Source organism: uncultured Jatrophihabitans sp. (genome assembly GCF_964252635.1).
Classification (GTDB): domain Bacteria; phylum Actinomycetota; class Actinomycetes; order Mycobacteriales; family Jatrophihabitantaceae; genus Jatrophihabitans.
This window is the reverse complement of record NZ_CAXUNP010000024.1, coordinates 13,836-30,652: the sequence shown is the minus strand read 5'-3', so window position 1 is coordinate 30,652 and position 16,817 is coordinate 13,836. Positions and strand designations below refer to the sequence as shown.

Genomic DNA, 16,817 nt, shown 5'->3' with positions numbered 1-16,817 from the left:
GCCGTGGTCGTCGGCGGCGCCGTGGTCGTCGGCGGCGCCGTGGTCGTCGGCGGCGCCGTGGTCGTCGGCGGACCCGTGGTCGTCGGCGGAGCCGTGGTCGTCGGCGGAGCCGTTGGCGAACCCGGAGCCGGGAAGGGTCCGACGGGTGGCGTCGACCCCGCCAGCGACCAGGCTTCGAAGGCGCTGACGGTTTGGTGCACTACCGAGCGGGCGCCACTGGACAGGTACGTCATCAATTGCAATCGGCCTGCCGATCGCAATCGGGACGGGCGCGAGTCGGCGTAGGTGTTCTGCCAGGTTGTCGTGTGTGGACTCGACGACGTACCGGCCCACACGCTGGCCGCGAGCCGCACCGGTGTGCTGCCGGAGACCTGCGTCTGAACCGTCAGCACCTGGCCCGGACTCACCACCAACACGGAACGGTCTGGGCCCAGTTGGGCACCTCCCAGCCGGTAGAAACCCACGCTGACGCGACCGTTCGGCTCAATCCGGACCTTCGTGCTGTAGCCGTCGTAGCGAACCTGTCGACGCATCTGGATCGTCACGTACACACCTGAGCCGGATGCCGATTGGGCCGGGGCGACGAAGGTCAGCCGGGCTGCTGCGTCCGTCGCCGAGACCCGGGACGGACCTGCCGACGTCGATGCGCCCGGTGTGACTGTCAGATGCCCAGCGCCTCGGGTGACGCTCGTCCTGGCCTTTGAAGTGACGGAGTAGGTGCCGCCGACCGGCGCCGACCCGAACCCAGCCTTGACCGTGCGCTGCATGTCATCGCGGACGATGATCCTGGGCGCCGAGTTCGCTTGCGCGGCAGCGGCGTCGAGTAGGACGCCGGCCGCCGAGGCGGTGGCAAGCGCTGCGACGGCGACAAGACAGCGAGTTGTGTACCGGCCGGCGGGCATGAGACTCCTCGAATAACCCCAGACTGCATCGGAGTCCCGAGTCCCCACACGGACGCCTGACCGCGAGGCTGCGGCTGCCCACTCTTGTACCCGAACCTAACACGAACCAAACATGAGACGAGGGCTAACGCACCGACCCCCGAAGCAGAACGGTTGGCGTATCCGACTGGTACCAGACCGTCAGGTCAATGTCGTTCTGCGCAGCCCTCGGCACGAGGAACTGGTAGACGCCGATCGTGGATGCCCCGCTTGCGAGCGTGCCGTGGAAGTTGACGGTCCCTTTGCCGGAAGCGGGGATAGCCGGCGTCTTCGCCGGACCATATGTGGCCGCAACCTGCACCGCATTGACACGGACGTTGCGTTGCGAGGAGTTGCGCAGCCTCAAGGTCAGGGAGACCGTGTCCCGACCAGCCAACGTGCCACGCCCGGATGCGGTCGATATGCCGTGCACCACACGATCCAGTTGGACCGAGACCCCTGTGCCGAAGGAAGCCGGCTTCCGGATCGGCACAGGCGGCAGCGTGGTGGCCGGCTTCGACGCGACGGTGGACAGGTGAAGTCTCCGAGGCGACGTTCGGCTCGACGGCGTCTGCCCGGTCGGGCCTGCCGATGTGGCAGCCGATGTCCCCGCCCCGGACGGCTGCGCCGCGGCACCGCTGGTCGGGGTCGACGACGCGTGGTGGCCGCCGGAATCGTGACTGCACGCCGACAACGTCAGGGCCAGGACAAGTCCGGCACCGCAGGCCCGGACGGTCTGGGCGCCTCGTGGGAACCGGCGTTGCTTCATCGTCCGCACGTCCCTCGCTCGTTGCGCCCTCGTCCCCGGATCAGCAGTGGCAGCGTCGACAACGGTCGTCAGCCGGCGGTGGACAGCGGAAGTACAGCGTGCACCGTGTCGGCCGGATACACACCTGGCGCCGACAGATCACCGGAGGTTATCCCCCGACGCCGACCGGACGGGTGCCGGTGGCCGCGCACCCCCTCGTGGACCAGGCGTTCGCACAGTGCCTCGTACCGGGCCGCGACATCGTCCCAGTCGTAGCGGTAGGCGAGAACGCGAGCTTCCTCGCCGCGGCGGGCGGTGTCCTCGGGTGCCGCTTCGGCCTGCTCGATGTGCACGGCGACATCGGCGGGTGTCCGGAAGTAGACCCCGCTGTGTCGGGCGACCTCGCGGTTGAAGTTCACGTCGTAGGCGATCGTCGCGGCACCGGCGCCGATGGCCCGCAACAGCGACGGGTTGGTGCCGCCGACGGAGTGCCCGTGCAGGTAGGTGACGCAGTTGGCGTAGAGCTGGTCGAGCAGCTCCTGGTCCCAGATGCCACCGGTCAGGTGCACGCGCTCGTCGGCCAGCGAGTGGATGCGCGCCGTGTGCTCGTCGGCGTAGGGCGCCGACCCGACGACGACGAGCGGCAGCCGGGCGGAGCTGTCGCGATACCCCTCGACGATGAGATCGACGTGGTTCTCGGGCTCGAACCGGGCGACCACGAGGTGGTACTGCCCCGGCTGCACGCCCACCCGGGCGAGGCGGTCGTTGGCCTCGCCCGTGACGACGGGCGCGCCGTAGGCGATCAGCTCGGTGTCGGCGTCGAACTCGAGCCGGTAGTAATCGGCGATGCCCTGCGCGTCGGCGATGAGCGCGTCGGACCAGCGCACGGCCATGGACTCGGCGACGCGGTAATAGCGACGGCCCATCCCCTGCCACTTGTCGCGCATCCATTCCAGACCGTCGACATGCGTCGCGACCGGTATGCCACGGGAGCGCAGGAACGGCACCAGGGGCGCGTTCGCGGAGTTGAACACGACCGCGACGTCGACCGGGTGGCGCCGCAGGTGCCGCACCGAGTGCGCGGTATGGCTGAGCGTCTCCAACGATTTCTTGCTGACCGCGGGCAGGTAGACCAGCTGCATGCCCTCGTAGGCGTCGACCAGTTCCACCGAGTCGTCGAGACCGACGGTGCGGCAGTACACGATGACCTCGTGGCCGGCCTTGACCAACCGTTTGCCGACCTCTTCGACGCAGGTCTCGAAGCCGCCGTACCGTGCCGGCACGCCGCGCGTGCCCACCAATGCGATTCTCATTCTCGAATCCCCCCCGATTCTCGAATCTGGATCATGTCGGTCAGTACGCCCCGTCGGCACGTAGAACCGCGGGCAGTGTCCGCACGAGCACCGCCGCGTCGAGCGCCAGCGACCAGCGCTCGACGTAGAACAGGTCGAGCCGGATCGATTCCTCCCACGACAGGTTGCTGCGGCCGCTGACCTGCCAGAGCCCGGTCAGCCCCGGCTTGACGAGCAGTCTGCGTCGCTCCTGCGGGCCGTACCGCGCGACCTCCGACGGCAACGGCGGCCGCGGACCGACGAGCGACATCGACCCGCTCAGGACGTTGAGCAGCTGCGGCAGTTCGTCCAGCGACAGTCGCCGCAACACCCGGCCGACGGCCGTGGTGCGCGGGTCGTTGCGCAGTTTGAACAGCACCCCGCCCGCGGCGTCGTTCCACGCCAGCAGGTCGGCCAACCCGGCCTCGGCATCGGCATGCATGCTCCGGAACTTCAGCATCGTGAACGGCCGACCGTCCCGGCCGATCCGCGTCTGGCGGAACAGCACCGGACCCGGGCTCGTGCCGCGGACGACGAGCGCCACGACGAGCAGCAACGGCGACAGCATGATCAGCACCGCGCCCGCGGCGATCCGGTCCAGGACGTGCTTGACCACCAGCGCCCGGCCGCGCGGCGCGGCCTCGCTGCGGCTCTCGCGCAGCGCCGGGCGTAACGGCCCCTCCACTGACGGTGACGCGCCGACGCCGCCGGGCACCCCGGCACGCAGCGTCGTCGGACCCACCGTTCCGGCGTACGACATGACCCCCCGATGTGCTCTCGACCGTGGCGCGGACGAGAGCGTCCCCCCGTGTGTACAACGAACGTCAGCCCGGACCGATTCGCCGTGGCGAAGCGGCGTCACCGACTGATCGGTATCTATACCGTGTTAAGTCTCCGTCCGCTACCCGGAGAATTCCAGCTGTGTCTTCTCACAGGGACGACACAACGCGTCATGTCCGGACTGTGCCTCGCGGAGCGCGCGGGCATGCGAATCACCGCCCCCAGGCCCGCCGCACTCGGCTGCTGCGGGCCGTCGGAAACTGCCGAAGTAGTGAATCGTCGGCCGTCCCCCGAGCGACCGACGATTCCCGTTCTGTATAGCGGGTGAATAGGTTGTTTGGAAAGAGCCGAGCCGCAGGACAGTCATTAACATCGACGTTCAGGCCACGGCATCACGGGCCCCAGGTAGTCCCGATTTGTGGGGCTTTCCTGTGTCGACGTGTCCGACATGTCGCACGGAGATGGAGGGCGGACTTACGCTGAGTAATGGCGACGGTGGCAATTGGCGTTACCGTCAGTAATTGACGTTTCGGGTGCCACCGCCGTCATTCGGGCGACCGCCCTAATGGCATTCCGGGACCGCGGCCGGTCGCCATTCACACCGCATCGCGACGAGGCCCGAAAACCCGGCCCTCGGCTCACGCCTGGCCGCGAACCTCCTGCTCGAAACGCCAGGCGTCGGACACCATCGCGGTCAGATCCTGCGCCGGGCGCCAGCCCAGCAAGGACTGTGCGTACTCGTTCGACGCCACCAGGACGGCGGGGTCACCGGACCGTCGGGCCGCCTCGATAACAGGGACTTCACGTCCCGTGACCTCGCCCGCGGTGCTCAGCACCTCGCGCACCGACGACCCCGAGCCGCTGCCGAGGTTGACGACCTGGTGCTCGCCCTCCGCCCCGGCGCGCAGGGCGAGCAGGTGGGCGTCGGCCAGGTCGACGACATGGATGTAGTCGCGGATGCAGGTGCCGTCCGGGGTCGGGTAATCGGTGCCGAACAACGACAGGGCCGGGCCGTCACCGGCGGCGGCCCGCAGTGCGTTGGGGACGAGGTGCGTCTCCACCGCGTGCCGCTCACCGAAGGACTGCCCACCGGGGTCCATCAGCGCGCCGGCGACGTTGAAGTAGCGCAGGCTCGTGGCCGCCAGACCGTAGGCGTGCGCGTAGTCGGTGAGCGCGAGGTCGATCGCCAGCTTCGTTGCGCCGTAAGGGCTCCCCGGACGTGGTGGGGCGTCCTCGCGGATCGGCTGCTGCTCGCTCTGGCCGTAGGTCGCGGCCGAGGAGGAGAACACGATCCGGGGCACACCGTGGGCCCGCATCGACTCGAGCAGGGCCACGGTGCCGACCACGTTGTTGCGCCAGTAGAGCGACGGGTCGGTGACCGACTCGCCGACCAGGGACTTCGCGGCGAAGTGCAGGACGGCGTCGACCGCCCAGTCGCCCAGCACCGGGTCGAGACCGGCGATCGACATCTGGTGGAACGTGGCCCCGCGCGGTACGGCGTCCGCGTGCCCGGTGGACAGGTCGTCGACGACGATGACCTCGTGCCCCTCGGCCAGCAGTCGGGCCGCGACCACGCTGCCGATGTACCCGGCGCCGCCGGTGACCAGGACTCGCATGCGTCGGACGCTACCCGAGCACAGGACGGCACCGCTTGTGCACGGAGTGGTCAGACGACCGATCGGACGCCGCGGCGGCACCGGCGGCGGCGCTGGGCCAGAATCATCGACATGGAACACGGCGTCGACACCCTGGAGCCCACCCCCGAACCGTTGGGCGACGAGATCGGTGACGCGCAGCTCCGCGCGGACGTGCGCCGGGTCGGTGGCCTGCTGGGCGAGTCGCTCGTGCGGCAGCGAGGGACCTCGGCGCTCGAGCTCGTCGAGCAGGTCCGTGCCCTGACCAAGCGCAGCAAGTCCGGGGACGACGCGGCCTCGGTCGAGGTGCGCGGGCTGCTCGCCGACCAGCCCATCGAGACCGCGACGGTGCTGGTGCGGGCGTTCTCGGCGTTCTTCCACCTCGCGAACGTGGCCGAGCAGGTGCACCGGGTCCGCGGGCTGCGTGCCCGGCCGGGGGACGACGGTTGGCTGACCCGCGCCGTGGCCGACGTGGCCGCCGAGCTGGGCGCGTCGGGGTTGCGTGCCGCGATCGACGCCCTGGCCGTGCGTCCCGTGTTCACCGCCCACCCCACCGAGGCCAGCCGCCGCTCGGTGCTGACCAAGCTGCGACGGATCGCCGACATCCTGGGCACGGCCAGCGAGCCGGGCACCACCGTCCGCGTCCGCCAGGACCGCGATCTCGCCGAACTGGTCGACCTCGTCTGGCAGACCGACGAGCTGCGCCAGAACAAGCCGACGCCCCTGGACGAGGCCCGCAACGTCGTCTACTACCTGCAGGACCTGGTGTCCGAGACGATGCCCGAGCTGGCGACCGATCTCGCGCTCGAGACCGCCCGCCACGGCGTCGAGCTGTCCACAGTCGCCCGTCCTCTGACGTTCGGTACGTGGATCGGCGGTGACCGCGACGGCAACCCGAACGTCACGCCCGCCATCACTCGCGACGTGCTGCGGATGCACCACCACGTCGCGGCCCGCGCCCTGGACCAGCAGCTGGACACCCTCATCGCGGAGCTGTCGTCCTCGACCGCCGTGGTCGCGGCGTCGCCCGAGCTGGCCGCCTCGCTCGAGGCCGACCTGGCCGTGCTCGACGTCGACCCGCGCCTCGTCGCCCTCAACGCGACCGAGCCCTACCGGCTCAAGCTCACATGCATCAAGGCCAAGATCGCGAACACGCGGCGCCGGGTCGACGACGAGGCGCCGCACCGGCCCGGGCACGACTACCTGGGGTCGACCCGACTGCTGGGCGAGCTGGACCTCATCGGCGACTCGCTCCGCGCCAACGCCGGCGCCCTGATCGCCGACGGCGTGCTGGCCCGCGTCCAGCGCACCGTCGCGGTCTTCGGGCTGCATTTGGCCACGATGGACGTCCGCGAGCACTCCGACGCCCACCATCAGGCCGTCGGCCAGCTCGTCGACCGGCTGGTCGAGGAGACCTGGCTCTACGCCGACGTGCCACGCGACTACCGGCTGCGACTGCTGTCCCGGGAACTGCGCTCCCGCCGCCCGCTCGCGGGCGTGCCGCTACCGCTGGACGAGGCGGGCGCGAAGACGTTCGCGGTCTTCACCGAGATCGGCCACGCCCTCGACACCTACGGCCCGGAGGTCATCGAGAGCTACATCATCTCGATGACCCACGGTGCCGACGACGTCCTGGCGGCCGTGGTGCTGGCCCGCGAGGCCGGGCTGATCGACGTCCACGGGTCCGGGATCGACGGCGCCCGCGAGCCGTTCGCCCGCATCGGGTTCGTCCCGCTGCTGGAGGAGGCTGCGGAGCTCCGCGCGGCCGGCGAGATCCTGGACGACCTGCTCTCCGACCCCACCTACCGGCTCATCGTGCGGCTGCGCGGCGACGTGCAGGAGGTCATGCTCGGCTACTCCGACAGCAACAAGTCGGCCGGCATCACCACGTCGCAGTGGGAGATCCACCGGGCCCAGCGCACGCTGCGCGACGTCGCCGCCCGTCATGGTGTGCGGCTGCGCCTGTTCCACGGGCGCGGCGGCACGGTCGGCCGCGGCGGTGGGCCGACCTACGACTCGATCCTGGCCCAGCCGTGGGGCGTGCTCGACGGCGAGATCAAGTTCACCGAGCAGGGCGAGGTCATCAGCGACAAGTACGCCCTGCCCGAGCTGGCCCGCGAGAACCTGCAGCTGACGCTGGCCGCCACGCTGCGCGCGTCGGCGCTGCACCGGTCGCCGCGCCAGTCCGGGCCGCAGCTCGAGCGCTGGGACGCCTGCATGACGGTGGTCAGCGACGCCGCGTACGCCGCGTACCGGGCCTTCGTCGACGACAAGGACCTGCCCGGGTACTTCGTCGCCGCCACTCCCGTCGAACAACTCGGCTCGTTGAACATCGGCTCGCGGCCGTCGAAGCGGCCCTCGGGGGGCGGCGGCATCGACGGGCTGCGGGCCATCCCGTGGGTGTTCGGGTGGACGCAGTCCCGCCAGATCGTGCCGGGCTGGTTCGGCGTCGGGACCGGTCTGGCCGCGGCGCGCCGGGCCGGGCTGGACGACGTGCTGACCGAGATGTTCGACGAGTGGCACTTCTTCCGCACCTTCATGTCCAACGTCGAGATGACGCTGGCCAAGACCGATCTCGAGATCGCGGCGCACTACGTCGACACCCTCGTCCCGGCCCCGCTGCGCCACCTGTTCGACGTGGTGCGCGAGGAGCACGAACGCACGGTCGCCGAGGTGCTCGGGGTCACCGGCGAGAAGCGTCTCCTCGACGACTCCCCGGTGCTGCAGCGGACGTTCGGGGTCCGCGACGCCTACCTCGACCCGATCTCCTACCTGCAGGTGGATCTGCTCGCGCGCGTCCGGGCCGGTGAGGAGTCCGACGCGTCCCCGGAGCTGCGCCGCGCCCTCCTGCTGACGGTCAACGGGGTGGCGGCCGGGCTGCGCAACACCGGCTGAGCACCTCCGGCGAAGCGGCGTCTTCGCCCGTGATCGGCAATGATGCGGGCAGAGATCCACGACGCCCGCCCCTGGGAGGCTCCGTGCACCGCCGTTTCGTCATCGCCGTCACGACCGTCTCCGTGCTCGCCGCCGCCCTCACCGGGTGCTCCGGCAGCGGGTCGTCGGGATTCCCGACGACGTCGCGAGCCTCCTCCCAGGCGGTCGCCGGCAAAGGGGTTGTGTCCGACACGATCGCTGCGTCCAGCCCACCCACGTCCGCCTCGGCACCCCCGACCGTGACGGCACCGACGGTCGCCACCCCGACCGTCAGCAGCCGGGCCTCGACACCACCGCCGGGCCTGCGCGACTTCCACGACGTCAGCTTCAGCACGCCCAGCGGCTTCACCGGCAGCGGCGACTACCGGCCGCTGACCCCGCTGGAGGCGGACTACACCTCGCACTTCCTGGTGCCGACGAACTCCACGAACACCAAGGAGGTCATCGGCATGTACGTGTACACGTTGCCGGCGGCCAGGACGGTGACGTCGCGGACGAACCAGGTGGCCCTCATCAAGGCCTACAACGCGAAGGCGAAGGCGAAGGTCAGCGGGACCATCCGCCGGGCGACGTCACGCATCGACGGGCTCACTGCGTACACGGAGACGGCCACCGAACTCGGCAACTTCACCTACCTCGCCTACTGGGCCTTCGGCACGCACCACTTCCTGCTGTACAGCTGCCAACTCGGGTCGACCAACGGCGTCGCCGGGCTGGCCGTGGCCTGCGGGACGACGCTGGCGTCGTTGCAGCTCAACTGAGTCAGCGGTCAGAACTGGCCGTGCCCGTCCTCGACCTGCTGCTTGGCCTTGATCTCGGCCTGCACGCGGCGCAGGTCGTCGTTCTCGGCCAGCTCACCGGCCCGGGGCACCAGCTCCTCGTCGGACTCGAACACCTCGGCCAGCTGCTCGATCTCCTGCTGCTCGTCGGCCGGGAGGGTGTCGCCGGCCGTCTCGTCGCGACCTGCCGCCGGCTCGGGCTCCTCGACGGGCGCTGCCTCGTCGCCGGGCCTGGCGGTCGGTTCGTCACGCACGTTCCGGTCACCGGCCGCCCACGGGGGCGACTGCATCGTGCCGACCCCGGCCTCACCGTCGACCAGCGAGTCCAGTCGCTCCAGCCCCTGCGCCAGCACGCGGTGGGGGGCCGAGTCGGCGCCGAAGACCCGCTCGACCACGAGGTCGTCGAACAGGGTCAGCGGTGTACGGACGAGGTGGTAGGAGGCGCGCACCGCGGTGCGGGCCGAGAAGTGGGACACGAGCCTGCGGTACCCCACGCCCGGCCGAGGCAAACGGCCGAGCGGCGGGCCTCACGCCCCGGGGCGCGCCAGTTTCGCGGCGAGCGCGTCCTGCCACGGGCGGGGTTGTCCGAGACCGGCGGCAACCCACGCCGCGGTCGACAGCACGGACCAGGCGGGCCGTGCGGCCGGCCGTGCGAAGGCGGCACTGTCGGTCGGGCGGACGCGATCGGGATCGGCCCCGGTCTGCCGGAACACCTCCCGCGCGAAGTCGAACCAGGACGCCTGGCCGGCGTTGGCGAAGTGCAGCGTGCCGCCCGCCACGTCCGAGCGACCCAGGGCGATGAGCCCGGCCGCCAGGTCGCCCGCGTAGGTGGGGCTGCCGATCTGGTCGGCCACGACGTCGACGGTCTCCCGTTCGCGTTCGAGCCGCAGCATGGTGTCGACGAAGTTCGCTCCCGGGCCGCCGAACACCCACGCGGTCCGCACGACGCACGCGCGGTCGGGCAGCGCCGCACGCACCGCGAGCTCGCCGGCCAGCTTGGTGCGTCCGTACGCCCCCTGCGGCCCGGTCGGATCGTCCGGCTCGTAGGGGCGGGTAGCACGGCCGTCGAACACGTAATCGGTCGAGACATGCAGCAGTCGGGCGGTACGCGCACCGTCGTGTGACGCGAGGGCCTCGGCGAGCACCCTCGGGCCCACCTCGTTCACCTGGGCAGCGAGGTGCTCGTGCTCCTCGGCCGCGTCGACCGCGGTGTAGGCGGCGGCGTTGACGACGACGTCCGGCCGATGGTCGTCGAGCGCGGCCACCACGGCGGCGGCGTCGGTGATGTCCAGCGCGGACCGGTCCAGGGCCAGCACGTCGTCACCGGCTGCGGACAGCTGCTCGGTCACGTGGGTGGCCAGCTGCCCACCCGCTCCGCTCACGAGCCACCGCGTCACTGCCCGGCCTCGGCGTACCTGGCCTCGGTGGCCGCCTTGCCGGCCTGCCACCAGTCGCGGTGCGTCGAGTACCACTCCACGGTCTGTTCGAGGCCGGCACGCAAGTCGCCGTATCGAGGGGTCCAACCCAGCTCGGTCCGCAGCTTGCTCGCGTCGATCGCGTAGCGCAGGTCGTGCCCGGCGCGGTCGGTGACGTGCTCGTACCAGTCAGCGGGTCGTCCCGTCAGCTCGAGGATCAACTCCAGCACGTCCCTGTTGCTGCGCTCCCCGTCGGCACCGATGAGGTAGGTCTCGCCGGGCCGGCCACGGTCGATGATCGTCCACACGGCGGCGTTGTGGTCGTCGACGTGGATCCAGTCGCGCACGTTCTCGCCGGCACCGTACAGCTTGGGTTTCCACCCGCTGAGCACGTTGGTGATCTGGCGCGGGATGAACTTCTCGACGTGCTGGTAGGGGCCGTAGTTGTTCGAACAGTTCGAGAGGGTGGCCGAGAGCCCGAAGCTGCGCACCCAGGCACGGACGAGCAGGTCGGACCCGGCCTTGGTCGAGCTGTACGGGCTGGACGGGTTGTACGGGGTGTCGGGGGTGAACTTGGCCGGGTCGTCCAGCTCGAGGTCGCCGTAGACCTCATCGGTCGAGATGTGGTGCAGGCGGGTTCCGTGCGCGCGCACCGCCTCCAGGATCGTGAACGTGCCGACCAGATTGGTGTGCACGAACGGCGACGGGTCACGCAGCGAGTTGTCGTTGTGCGACTCCGCAGCGAAGTGGACGACGAGGTCGTGCTCCCCCACCAGCCGACCGACCAGCTCGGCGTCGGCGATGTCGCCCTGCACGAGCTCGACGCCGGTGCCGTCGAGGCTGGCGGGGTTCGCGGCGTAGGTCAGCTTGTCCAGGACGGTGACGCGGTCGTCCGGCCGGTGCTCGACCGTGTGGCGTACGAAGTTCGCGCCGATGAAGCCGGCGCCGCCGGTGACGAGTACGCGCATGCTGCGAGGTGCCCTCTCTACAGGTCGGCGAAACGCGGGGCGTTCGCATCCTTGGTCGACACCGACGCCGGGTCGGCGACGTCCGGGGCGATCGGCCAGGCGATGGCGAGGTCGGGGTCGAGCGGTGTCACCGCGATTCCCGCCATCCCGGGCGTCCACTCGACACCGAAGCAGTACAGGTACTGGCACCCGTCCGGCGAGACGGCCTGGAACCCGTTGCACACCCCGGCCGGGACGAACATCTGGATGCCCACGGCGAGCCGTTCGGTGTGCACCGCTCCGTAGGTCGGCGACCCGGGTCGGGCGTCGACCCAGGCGCCGAAGGCCTCCCCGGCGGCGATGCCGATCAGCTTGTCGGCGGCCTCGCCGTGCAGGCCGCGCAGGGCCCCGTGCCGCGTCCAGGTCAGGTTGATCTGCGCCCAGCGTTCGGGGACGTCGACCCCGGCGTCGGCGAAGCCCGACGTGCGGAAGAACTCGCGCACCGTGCCCCGTTCGTCGGTGACGGCCTTGGTGGTGATCCTGGCGAGGCCGTCGATCGCGGTCCGCTCGACGGTCATCGGCCGCACGTCAGCGGGCATCGATGTACTCCTGCGCGGTCCGGCGCAGGTACTGCGCGTAGTTCGACTTGCCCATGTCCTCGCCGATCTCCAGCGCACGCTCGGCGGTGATGAAGCCGCGACGCATCGCGACCTCCTCGAGACACGCGATGGTGACGCCCTGGCGGTGCTGGAGCACCTGCACGTACTGCGCGGCCTCGAGCAACGAGTCCTGCGTGCCGGTGTCGAGCCAGGCGGCGCCGCGCCCGAGGTCGATCAGGCGGGCGTTCCCGCGCTCGAGGTACATCCGGTTGAGGTCGGTGATCTCGAGCTCGCCGCGGGGACTCGGCCTCAGGCTGCGGGCGTACTCGACGACGGTGGCGTCGTAGAAGTACAGACCGGTGACGGCGAGGTTCGAGCGTGGCTTGTCGGGCTTCTCCTCGATGTCCAGCAGCGTGCCGTCGGCGTCGACGACGGCCACGCCGTAGCGCTCGGGATCGCCGACCCGGTAGCCGAACAGCGCACACCCGCCGTCGACCTCGACCTGTCTCGCGGTGTCGACCAGGCGCCCGCCCATGCCGTAGCCGTAGAAGATGTTGTCGCCGAGCACGAGGGCGGCCGGCTCACCGGCGAGGTGTTGCTCGCCGATGAGGAACGCCTGCGCGAGCCCGTCGGGTGAGGGCTGTGCGGCGTAGGACAGCGTGATGCCCCACTGCGTCCCGTCGCCGAGCAGGCGCCGGAACTGGTCCTGGTCGTGCGGCGTCGTGATGATCAGGATGTCGCGGATGCCGGCCAGCATCAGCACCGAGATGGGGTAGTAGATCATCGGCTTGTCGTAGACCGGGAGCAGCTGCTTGCTGACGCTGTGTGTCAACGGATGCAGCCGGGTGCCGCTGCCACCGGCGAGAACGATGCCCTTCACGCGACGCAGTCTAGGGCCGATGCCGGCGAGGGGCGCTGCGGCGAGCGACTCCGGCGGTCTGCACAATCGGCACCGTGGTCACGCACGGTCGGCGGAGGACCGTCCTGCGTCGCTTGCCCTGCGACAGCACGATCGAAGTCGCAGCGGTGCTCGACTTCCTGGGCGCGCACGCGGTGCCGGGCGTCGAGACCTACGCCGGCGGCGTGTACACCCGGGTCGTCGTGGCCCGAGGTGGTCCGGCCCTCGTGTCGCTCGCCGTCGTCGAGGGCGGCGTGGAGGCCACGATCCGCACGGCTGCCGGCAACGACGTCGACGCCATCGCAGCCCTGACCCGTTCCCTGCTCGATCTCGACACCGACCCGCACGCCGTCGACGACGCACTCGGCAGCAATCCTGATCTCGGCCCGCTCGTCGCCTCTCGACCGGGTCTGCGCGCGCCCGGGTCGATCGACGGGTTCGAGACGGCCGTACGCACCGTCGTCGGGCAGCAGATCTCGCTCGCGGGGGCCCGGACGGTGCTGGGGCGCATCGTCGCCGAGCACGGCGAGGTCGCGTTCGGCGACGACCCGGGCTGGCGGTGCTTCCCCACCCCGGAACGACTCGCTGCGGTCGACCCGTCGACGCTGCCGATGCCGCGCGCACGGGGCCGGTCGGTGCAGGCCCTGTCGGCGGCCGTCGCGCGGGGCGAGGTCGCGCTGGACGGGCCGAGCCTCGACGACCGCGCGGCATGGCGGGCATCGTTGCTTGGGCTGCCGGGCATCGGGCCGTGGACGGCCGACTACCTGGCCATGCGCGTCGCGCGTGACCGGGACGTCCTGCTCGGCACCGACCTGGTCGTCAAGCGGGCCGCCGCCGAGCTCGGCATCGAGCTGCACGACGGCCGCCCGGATTGGGCACCGTGGCGCACCTACGCCACCTATCACCTGTGGGCGCACCTCGTCGCCGATCAGTGGCGCGCACAGCGGTAGCGGGTCACGTCCGGACGGGCTTTCGCTCCGGATCGACACTGCGGGGTGGTGTCCATTCGGGTCGGCCGTCGACGATGGCCACCCCGCCAGCCCAAGCGCTCGAACTCCCGGTGGTGCCAGCCGCAGAGCAGGCAGCCGTCATCGACGCACGTTCGGTGGGTGTCCTGCCATTCGGTGACGTGATGGGCCTGGGTCCACCCTGGTGGTGCCGAACAACCCGGGAACGCGCAGCCACCGTCCCGGGCGATCATCGCGAGGCGGTCGCCCTCGGTGAACAACCGGTGGGTCGAGCTGTAGGCGGTGATCGCCTTCAGGGAGTCGAGAGCGGTGACCATCAGGCGGTAGTCGCCACCAGCCCAGGAGAGAGCTTCGGCGACCGGCACCTGGGCGCCGTGGCCGGTGCGGGCGAAGCCCTCGCCGGTGGCGTAGGCCTCCGTGGTCATGGTGAGCACGAGGGTGGCCAGCACCCCGCCGGTGCTCGTGAGCTTGTCGCACCCCACGACGATCCGCAGCGCGTCGAGCAGCCCGTCGTGGCGTCGTTGGCCAGGGGTGCGGGTGTCCCTCTGTCCGTTGCTCTCGGGCTGGGGTGCGGCAAGGGCGTCGAACACGACCTGCAGGAACTCGGTGAGCTCGGCCGTGGCCTCGAACGTCCCGTGGGAGGACCCGTCGGGACGGACGGTCAGGTGCAGGTCGCGGTTCTTGCGGCGGCGCTCGACGTCGTCGAAGGCGCCGTCCTGGTCGTAGAGGTAGGAGATCCGCTCTGCGGCCTGCTTCAACGACCGCGGCGCCATGGTCGCGGCGAACCCGACCAGCTCGGCCTCCACCGTCGGGCCCATCTCCACCGCTGCGTCGGGCAGGGAGTCCACGCAGTCGGTGATGATCCGACGTTCCCGCTCGCACAGCTGCCCGGCGGCCTGGCCGGCCGCCACCAGCGGGAACAACGGCGCGAGCACCTCGCCGGTCAGGGAGCGGCGGCGTCCGCAGGCGCGCGCGGCATGCATCCGCGCCCCCGCCTCGGCAGCGTCGAGGTTCAGCATCCCGGCCAGGAAGGTCGTCATCGTGCGCGCCCCGAACGACAGATGCGTCCCCGCGGCTTCGAGGTCCAGCAGCACGTCGTGCTCGATCGCGGGCAACTTGCGCCGTAGTTGCTCCACCGACCGCAGCACCGCGAGCTGTTCGTCCTCGGACCTGCCGGCCGCGCCGGCACTGATCAACGCGTCCACGGCGGCGTGGAGTGTGGCGAGCAACGTCGCCGTATCCGTCCGCTCCAACGCCTCGATCACGTGTTCTATTATGCTACGTGCATGGACCTCGAACAAGCTCACAGCCCAGTAAAGCGGGCCCTTCAGCCACTTCAGTCACCCGTCGACGCGGAAGCCGACAACGGGCGGAAGCACCAGCACGACTCCCTCGTCGCCGAGCCTTTGCCGTGAGCGCGCCACATCAATGGAACGCGTTCTGCGCCGCCTCGAGCCCGTCGGTGAGCAGCAGCTCGACGGCGTCCGCGGCGCGGTCGACCTCCAGCGCGAGCTCCTTGCGCTCGGCTGCGGAGAAGTCGCGCAGCACGTAGTCGGCAGGGTCCTGGCGGCCGGGCGGGCGGCCGATCCCGAAACGCACCCGGGCGTAGTCCTTGCTGCCCAGCGCCGAGCTCGTCGACCGCAGCCCGTTGTGGCCGCCCTCGCCGCCCCCGCGCTTCAGTCGCACGGCTCCGAACGGCAGGTCGAGCTCGTCGTGCACGACCGCGATGCGCTCGACCGGGATCTTGTAGAAACGCGCGAGCGACACGACGGGGCCCCCGGACTCGTTCATGTAGGACCGCGGCTTGCCCAGCACGACCGGGACGCCGGCCAGCCGGCCCTCGACGACGTCGGCGCGCGACTTGTGGGTCTTGAACCGCCCGCCGACGCGGTCGGCGAGCAGGTCCAGCACGAGGAACCCGGCGTTGTGCCGGTTGCCCGCGTAACCGGGCCCGGGATTGCCGAGGCCGACGACCAGGAAACGGTCGTCGGCCACGGTGGTGTCGTTCGGGAGGAGCGGTCGGGGCTATTCGGCGCTGTCCTCGGCGGGCTTGTCGCCCTCGGCGTCGCCGTCCTCGTCCTCGGTCTCCGGGGCGTCCTCGACCATGCCGAGCTCCTCGGCGGCCTCGGCGACCTCGGCGTCGAGCTGCTCGGCGGTGGGCGCCTCGGCGATGGCCAGCACGAGCGACTCGGGGTCGGTGATCAGGTCGACGCCGCTGGGCAGCTCGACGTCGCCGGCCGTGATCTGGCCGCCGATCTCGAGACCCTCGATGCTGACCTCGAAGCCGGTCGGGATGTCGGTGGCGTCGGCCTCGACGCTGACGGAGGTGTTCTCCTGGTTGAGCAGGCCACCGGGGGCGACCTCGCCGGTGACGGTGATCGGCACGTCGACCGTGACCTTCTCGCCGCGACGGACGGCCAGCAGGTCGATGTGCTCGAAGTAGCCCTTGATCGGGTGGCGCTGGATCGACTTGGGGATGACCAGCTGCTCGCCGCCCTCGACGTCGAGGGTCAGCAGCACGTTGCTGCCGCCCTTGCGGATGGCGGTGGCCAGGTCGTGCGCGACCAGGGACACGTGGCGCGGGTCGGCGCCGTGGCCGTAGATGACGGCCGGCACCTTGCCGGCTCGGCGGGTGCGTCGCGCGCCGCCCTTGCCGAACTCGGTACGGGTCTCAGCGCTCAGTCGAACCTCGGACACGGTGGAACTCCCTGCAACACTTGTCATCGATGAACAGTCGGGCCGGCGGCTGCCGGTGATTCGTCGTGCGGTGCCTCGGACGCGGGACGTGCGTCGACGAACGACACCGCGTCGATCACGGATCCGTCCGGGACGGTCCCTCGCCGGGCAACCTGCTCAGCGTACCG

Annotated in this window: 14 protein-coding genes and 2 pseudogenes; 3 read left to right on the top strand and 13 right to left on the bottom strand. The window is 70.7% G+C overall.

The window, feature by feature from the left end; all coding sequences use genetic code 11:
• The 5 genes and pseudogenes from ACFFCA_RS12235 to galE all read right to left on the bottom strand — a co-directional run.
• Window positions 1-902, bottom strand: a pseudogene (locus ACFFCA_RS12235) (hypothetical protein); the annotation flags it as partial.
• Between the two features lie 124 nt (window positions 903-1,026).
• Window positions 1,027-1,413: a hypothetical protein gene (locus tag ACFFCA_RS12230; protein WP_375485153.1), complete on the bottom strand. Its 387-nt coding sequence runs from the start codon at window positions 1,411-1,413 to the stop codon at window positions 1,027-1,029.
• 344 nt (window positions 1,414-1,757) lie between these two features.
• Entirely contained in the window at window positions 1,758-2,981 is a 1,224-nt protein-coding gene (locus ACFFCA_RS12225) for a DUF1972 domain-containing protein (protein ID WP_375485151.1), read from the bottom strand.
• Between the two features lie 40 nt (window positions 2,982-3,021).
• Window positions 3,022-3,627 (bottom strand): annotated as a pseudogene (locus ACFFCA_RS12220) (sugar transferase); the annotation flags it as partial.
• A 790-nt stretch (window positions 3,628-4,417) separates the two neighbouring features.
• Window positions 4,418-5,395, bottom strand: a complete 978-nt coding sequence (gene galE / locus ACFFCA_RS12215; RefSeq protein ID WP_375485149.1) for a UDP-glucose 4-epimerase GalE — start codon at window positions 5,393-5,395, stop codon at window positions 4,418-4,420.
• 111 nt (window positions 5,396-5,506) lie between these two features.
• On the opposite strand from galE, the gene ppc reads away from it, so the two are divergent.
• Window positions 5,507-8,308 carry a phosphoenolpyruvate carboxylase gene (gene ppc, locus ACFFCA_RS12210; RefSeq protein WP_375485147.1) on the top strand — a complete coding sequence of 934 codons (2,802 nt, stop codon included), beginning with the start codon at window positions 5,507-5,509 and terminating at the stop codon, window positions 8,306-8,308.
• 83 nt (window positions 8,309-8,391) lie between these two features.
• On the top strand, window positions 8,392-9,108 hold the full coding sequence (locus ACFFCA_RS12205; RefSeq protein ID WP_375485145.1) for a hypothetical protein: 717 nt from the start codon (window positions 8,392-8,394) through the stop codon (window positions 9,106-9,108).
• An 8-nt stretch (window positions 9,109-9,116) separates the two neighbouring features.
• On the opposite strand, the gene ACFFCA_RS12200 is transcribed toward ACFFCA_RS12205, so the two are convergent.
• Genes ACFFCA_RS12200 through rfbA form a run of 5 tightly spaced genes read right to left on the bottom strand, consistent with a single transcriptional unit; the run spans window position 9,117 to window position 12,967 of the window.
• Window positions 9,117-9,602, bottom strand: coding sequence for a hypothetical protein (locus ACFFCA_RS12200; protein ID WP_375485143.1), 486 nt, complete (start codon window positions 9,600-9,602; stop codon window positions 9,117-9,119).
• Window positions 9,603-9,653: 51 nt separating this feature from the next.
• The gene (rfbD, locus tag ACFFCA_RS12195) at window positions 9,654-10,508 is read right to left on the bottom strand and encodes a dTDP-4-dehydrorhamnose reductase (protein WP_375485141.1); all 855 of its coding nucleotides are present in this window, start codon (window positions 10,506-10,508) and stop codon (window positions 9,654-9,656) included.
• Between the two features lie 11 nt (window positions 10,509-10,519).
• Window positions 10,520-11,509: a dTDP-glucose 4,6-dehydratase gene (gene rfbB, locus ACFFCA_RS12190; RefSeq protein WP_375485139.1), complete on the bottom strand. Its 990-nt coding sequence runs from the start codon at window positions 11,507-11,509 to the stop codon at window positions 10,520-10,522.
• A gap of 17 nt (window positions 11,510-11,526) precedes the next feature.
• The gene (locus tag ACFFCA_RS12185; protein ID WP_375485137.1) at window positions 11,527-12,087 is read right to left on the bottom strand and encodes a dTDP-4-dehydrorhamnose 3,5-epimerase family protein; all 561 of its coding nucleotides are present in this window, start codon (window positions 12,085-12,087) and stop codon (window positions 11,527-11,529) included.
• Entirely contained in the window at window positions 12,077-12,967 is an 891-nt protein-coding gene (gene rfbA, locus ACFFCA_RS12180; RefSeq protein ID WP_375485136.1) for a glucose-1-phosphate thymidylyltransferase RfbA, read from the bottom strand. Before rfbA ends, ACFFCA_RS12185 begins: the two co-directional genes overlap by 11 nt.
• Window positions 12,968-13,041: 74 nt before the next feature.
• Between rfbA and ACFFCA_RS12175 the strand changes: the two genes are divergently transcribed.
• Entirely contained in the window at window positions 13,042-13,935 is an 894-nt protein-coding gene (locus ACFFCA_RS12175) for a DNA-3-methyladenine glycosylase family protein (protein ID WP_375485134.1), read from the top strand.
• Here the strand turns inward: ACFFCA_RS12175 and ACFFCA_RS12170 are convergent.
• From ACFFCA_RS12170 to ACFFCA_RS12160, 3 genes are all read right to left on the bottom strand, one after another.
• On the bottom strand, window positions 13,914-15,218 hold the full coding sequence (locus ACFFCA_RS12170; RefSeq protein WP_375485132.1) for a DUF222 domain-containing protein: 1,305 nt from the start codon (window positions 15,216-15,218) through the stop codon (window positions 13,914-13,916). The two genes, ACFFCA_RS12175 and ACFFCA_RS12170, sit on opposite strands and share 22 nt — an antisense overlap.
• A 160-nt stretch (window positions 15,219-15,378) precedes the next feature.
• Window positions 15,379-15,948 (bottom strand): aminoacyl-tRNA hydrolase, encoded by a 570-nt coding sequence (pth, locus tag ACFFCA_RS12165; protein ID WP_375485130.1) that lies wholly within the window; start codon window positions 15,946-15,948, stop codon window positions 15,379-15,381.
• A 30-nt stretch (window positions 15,949-15,978) separates the two neighbouring features.
• The gene (locus ACFFCA_RS12160) at window positions 15,979-16,650 is read right to left on the bottom strand and encodes a 50S ribosomal protein L25/general stress protein Ctc (protein ID WP_375485128.1); all 672 of its coding nucleotides are present in this window, start codon (window positions 16,648-16,650) and stop codon (window positions 15,979-15,981) included.
• Window positions 16,651-16,817: the final 167 nt, after the last annotated feature.

Excerpts from the sequence above, each read along its gene's own strand:
- ACFFCA_RS12225 (WP_375485151.1), bottom strand. The coding sequence starts at position 2,981 with ATGAGAATCGCATTGGTGGGCACGCGCGGCGTGCCGGCACGGTACGGC.
- ACFFCA_RS12185 (WP_375485137.1), bottom strand. The coding sequence starts at position 12,087 with ATGCCCGCTGACGTGCGGCCGATGACCGTCGAGCGGACCGCGATCGAC.
- ppc (WP_375485147.1), top strand. The coding sequence starts at position 5,507 with ATGGAACACGGCGTCGACACCCTGGAGCCCACCCCCGAACCGTTGGGC.
- galE (WP_375485149.1), bottom strand. The coding sequence starts at position 5,395 with ATGCGAGTCCTGGTCACCGGCGGCGCCGGGTACATCGGCAGCGTGGTC.
- rfbB (WP_375485139.1), bottom strand. The coding sequence starts at position 11,509 with ATGCGCGTACTCGTCACCGGCGGCGCCGGCTTCATCGGCGCGAACTTC.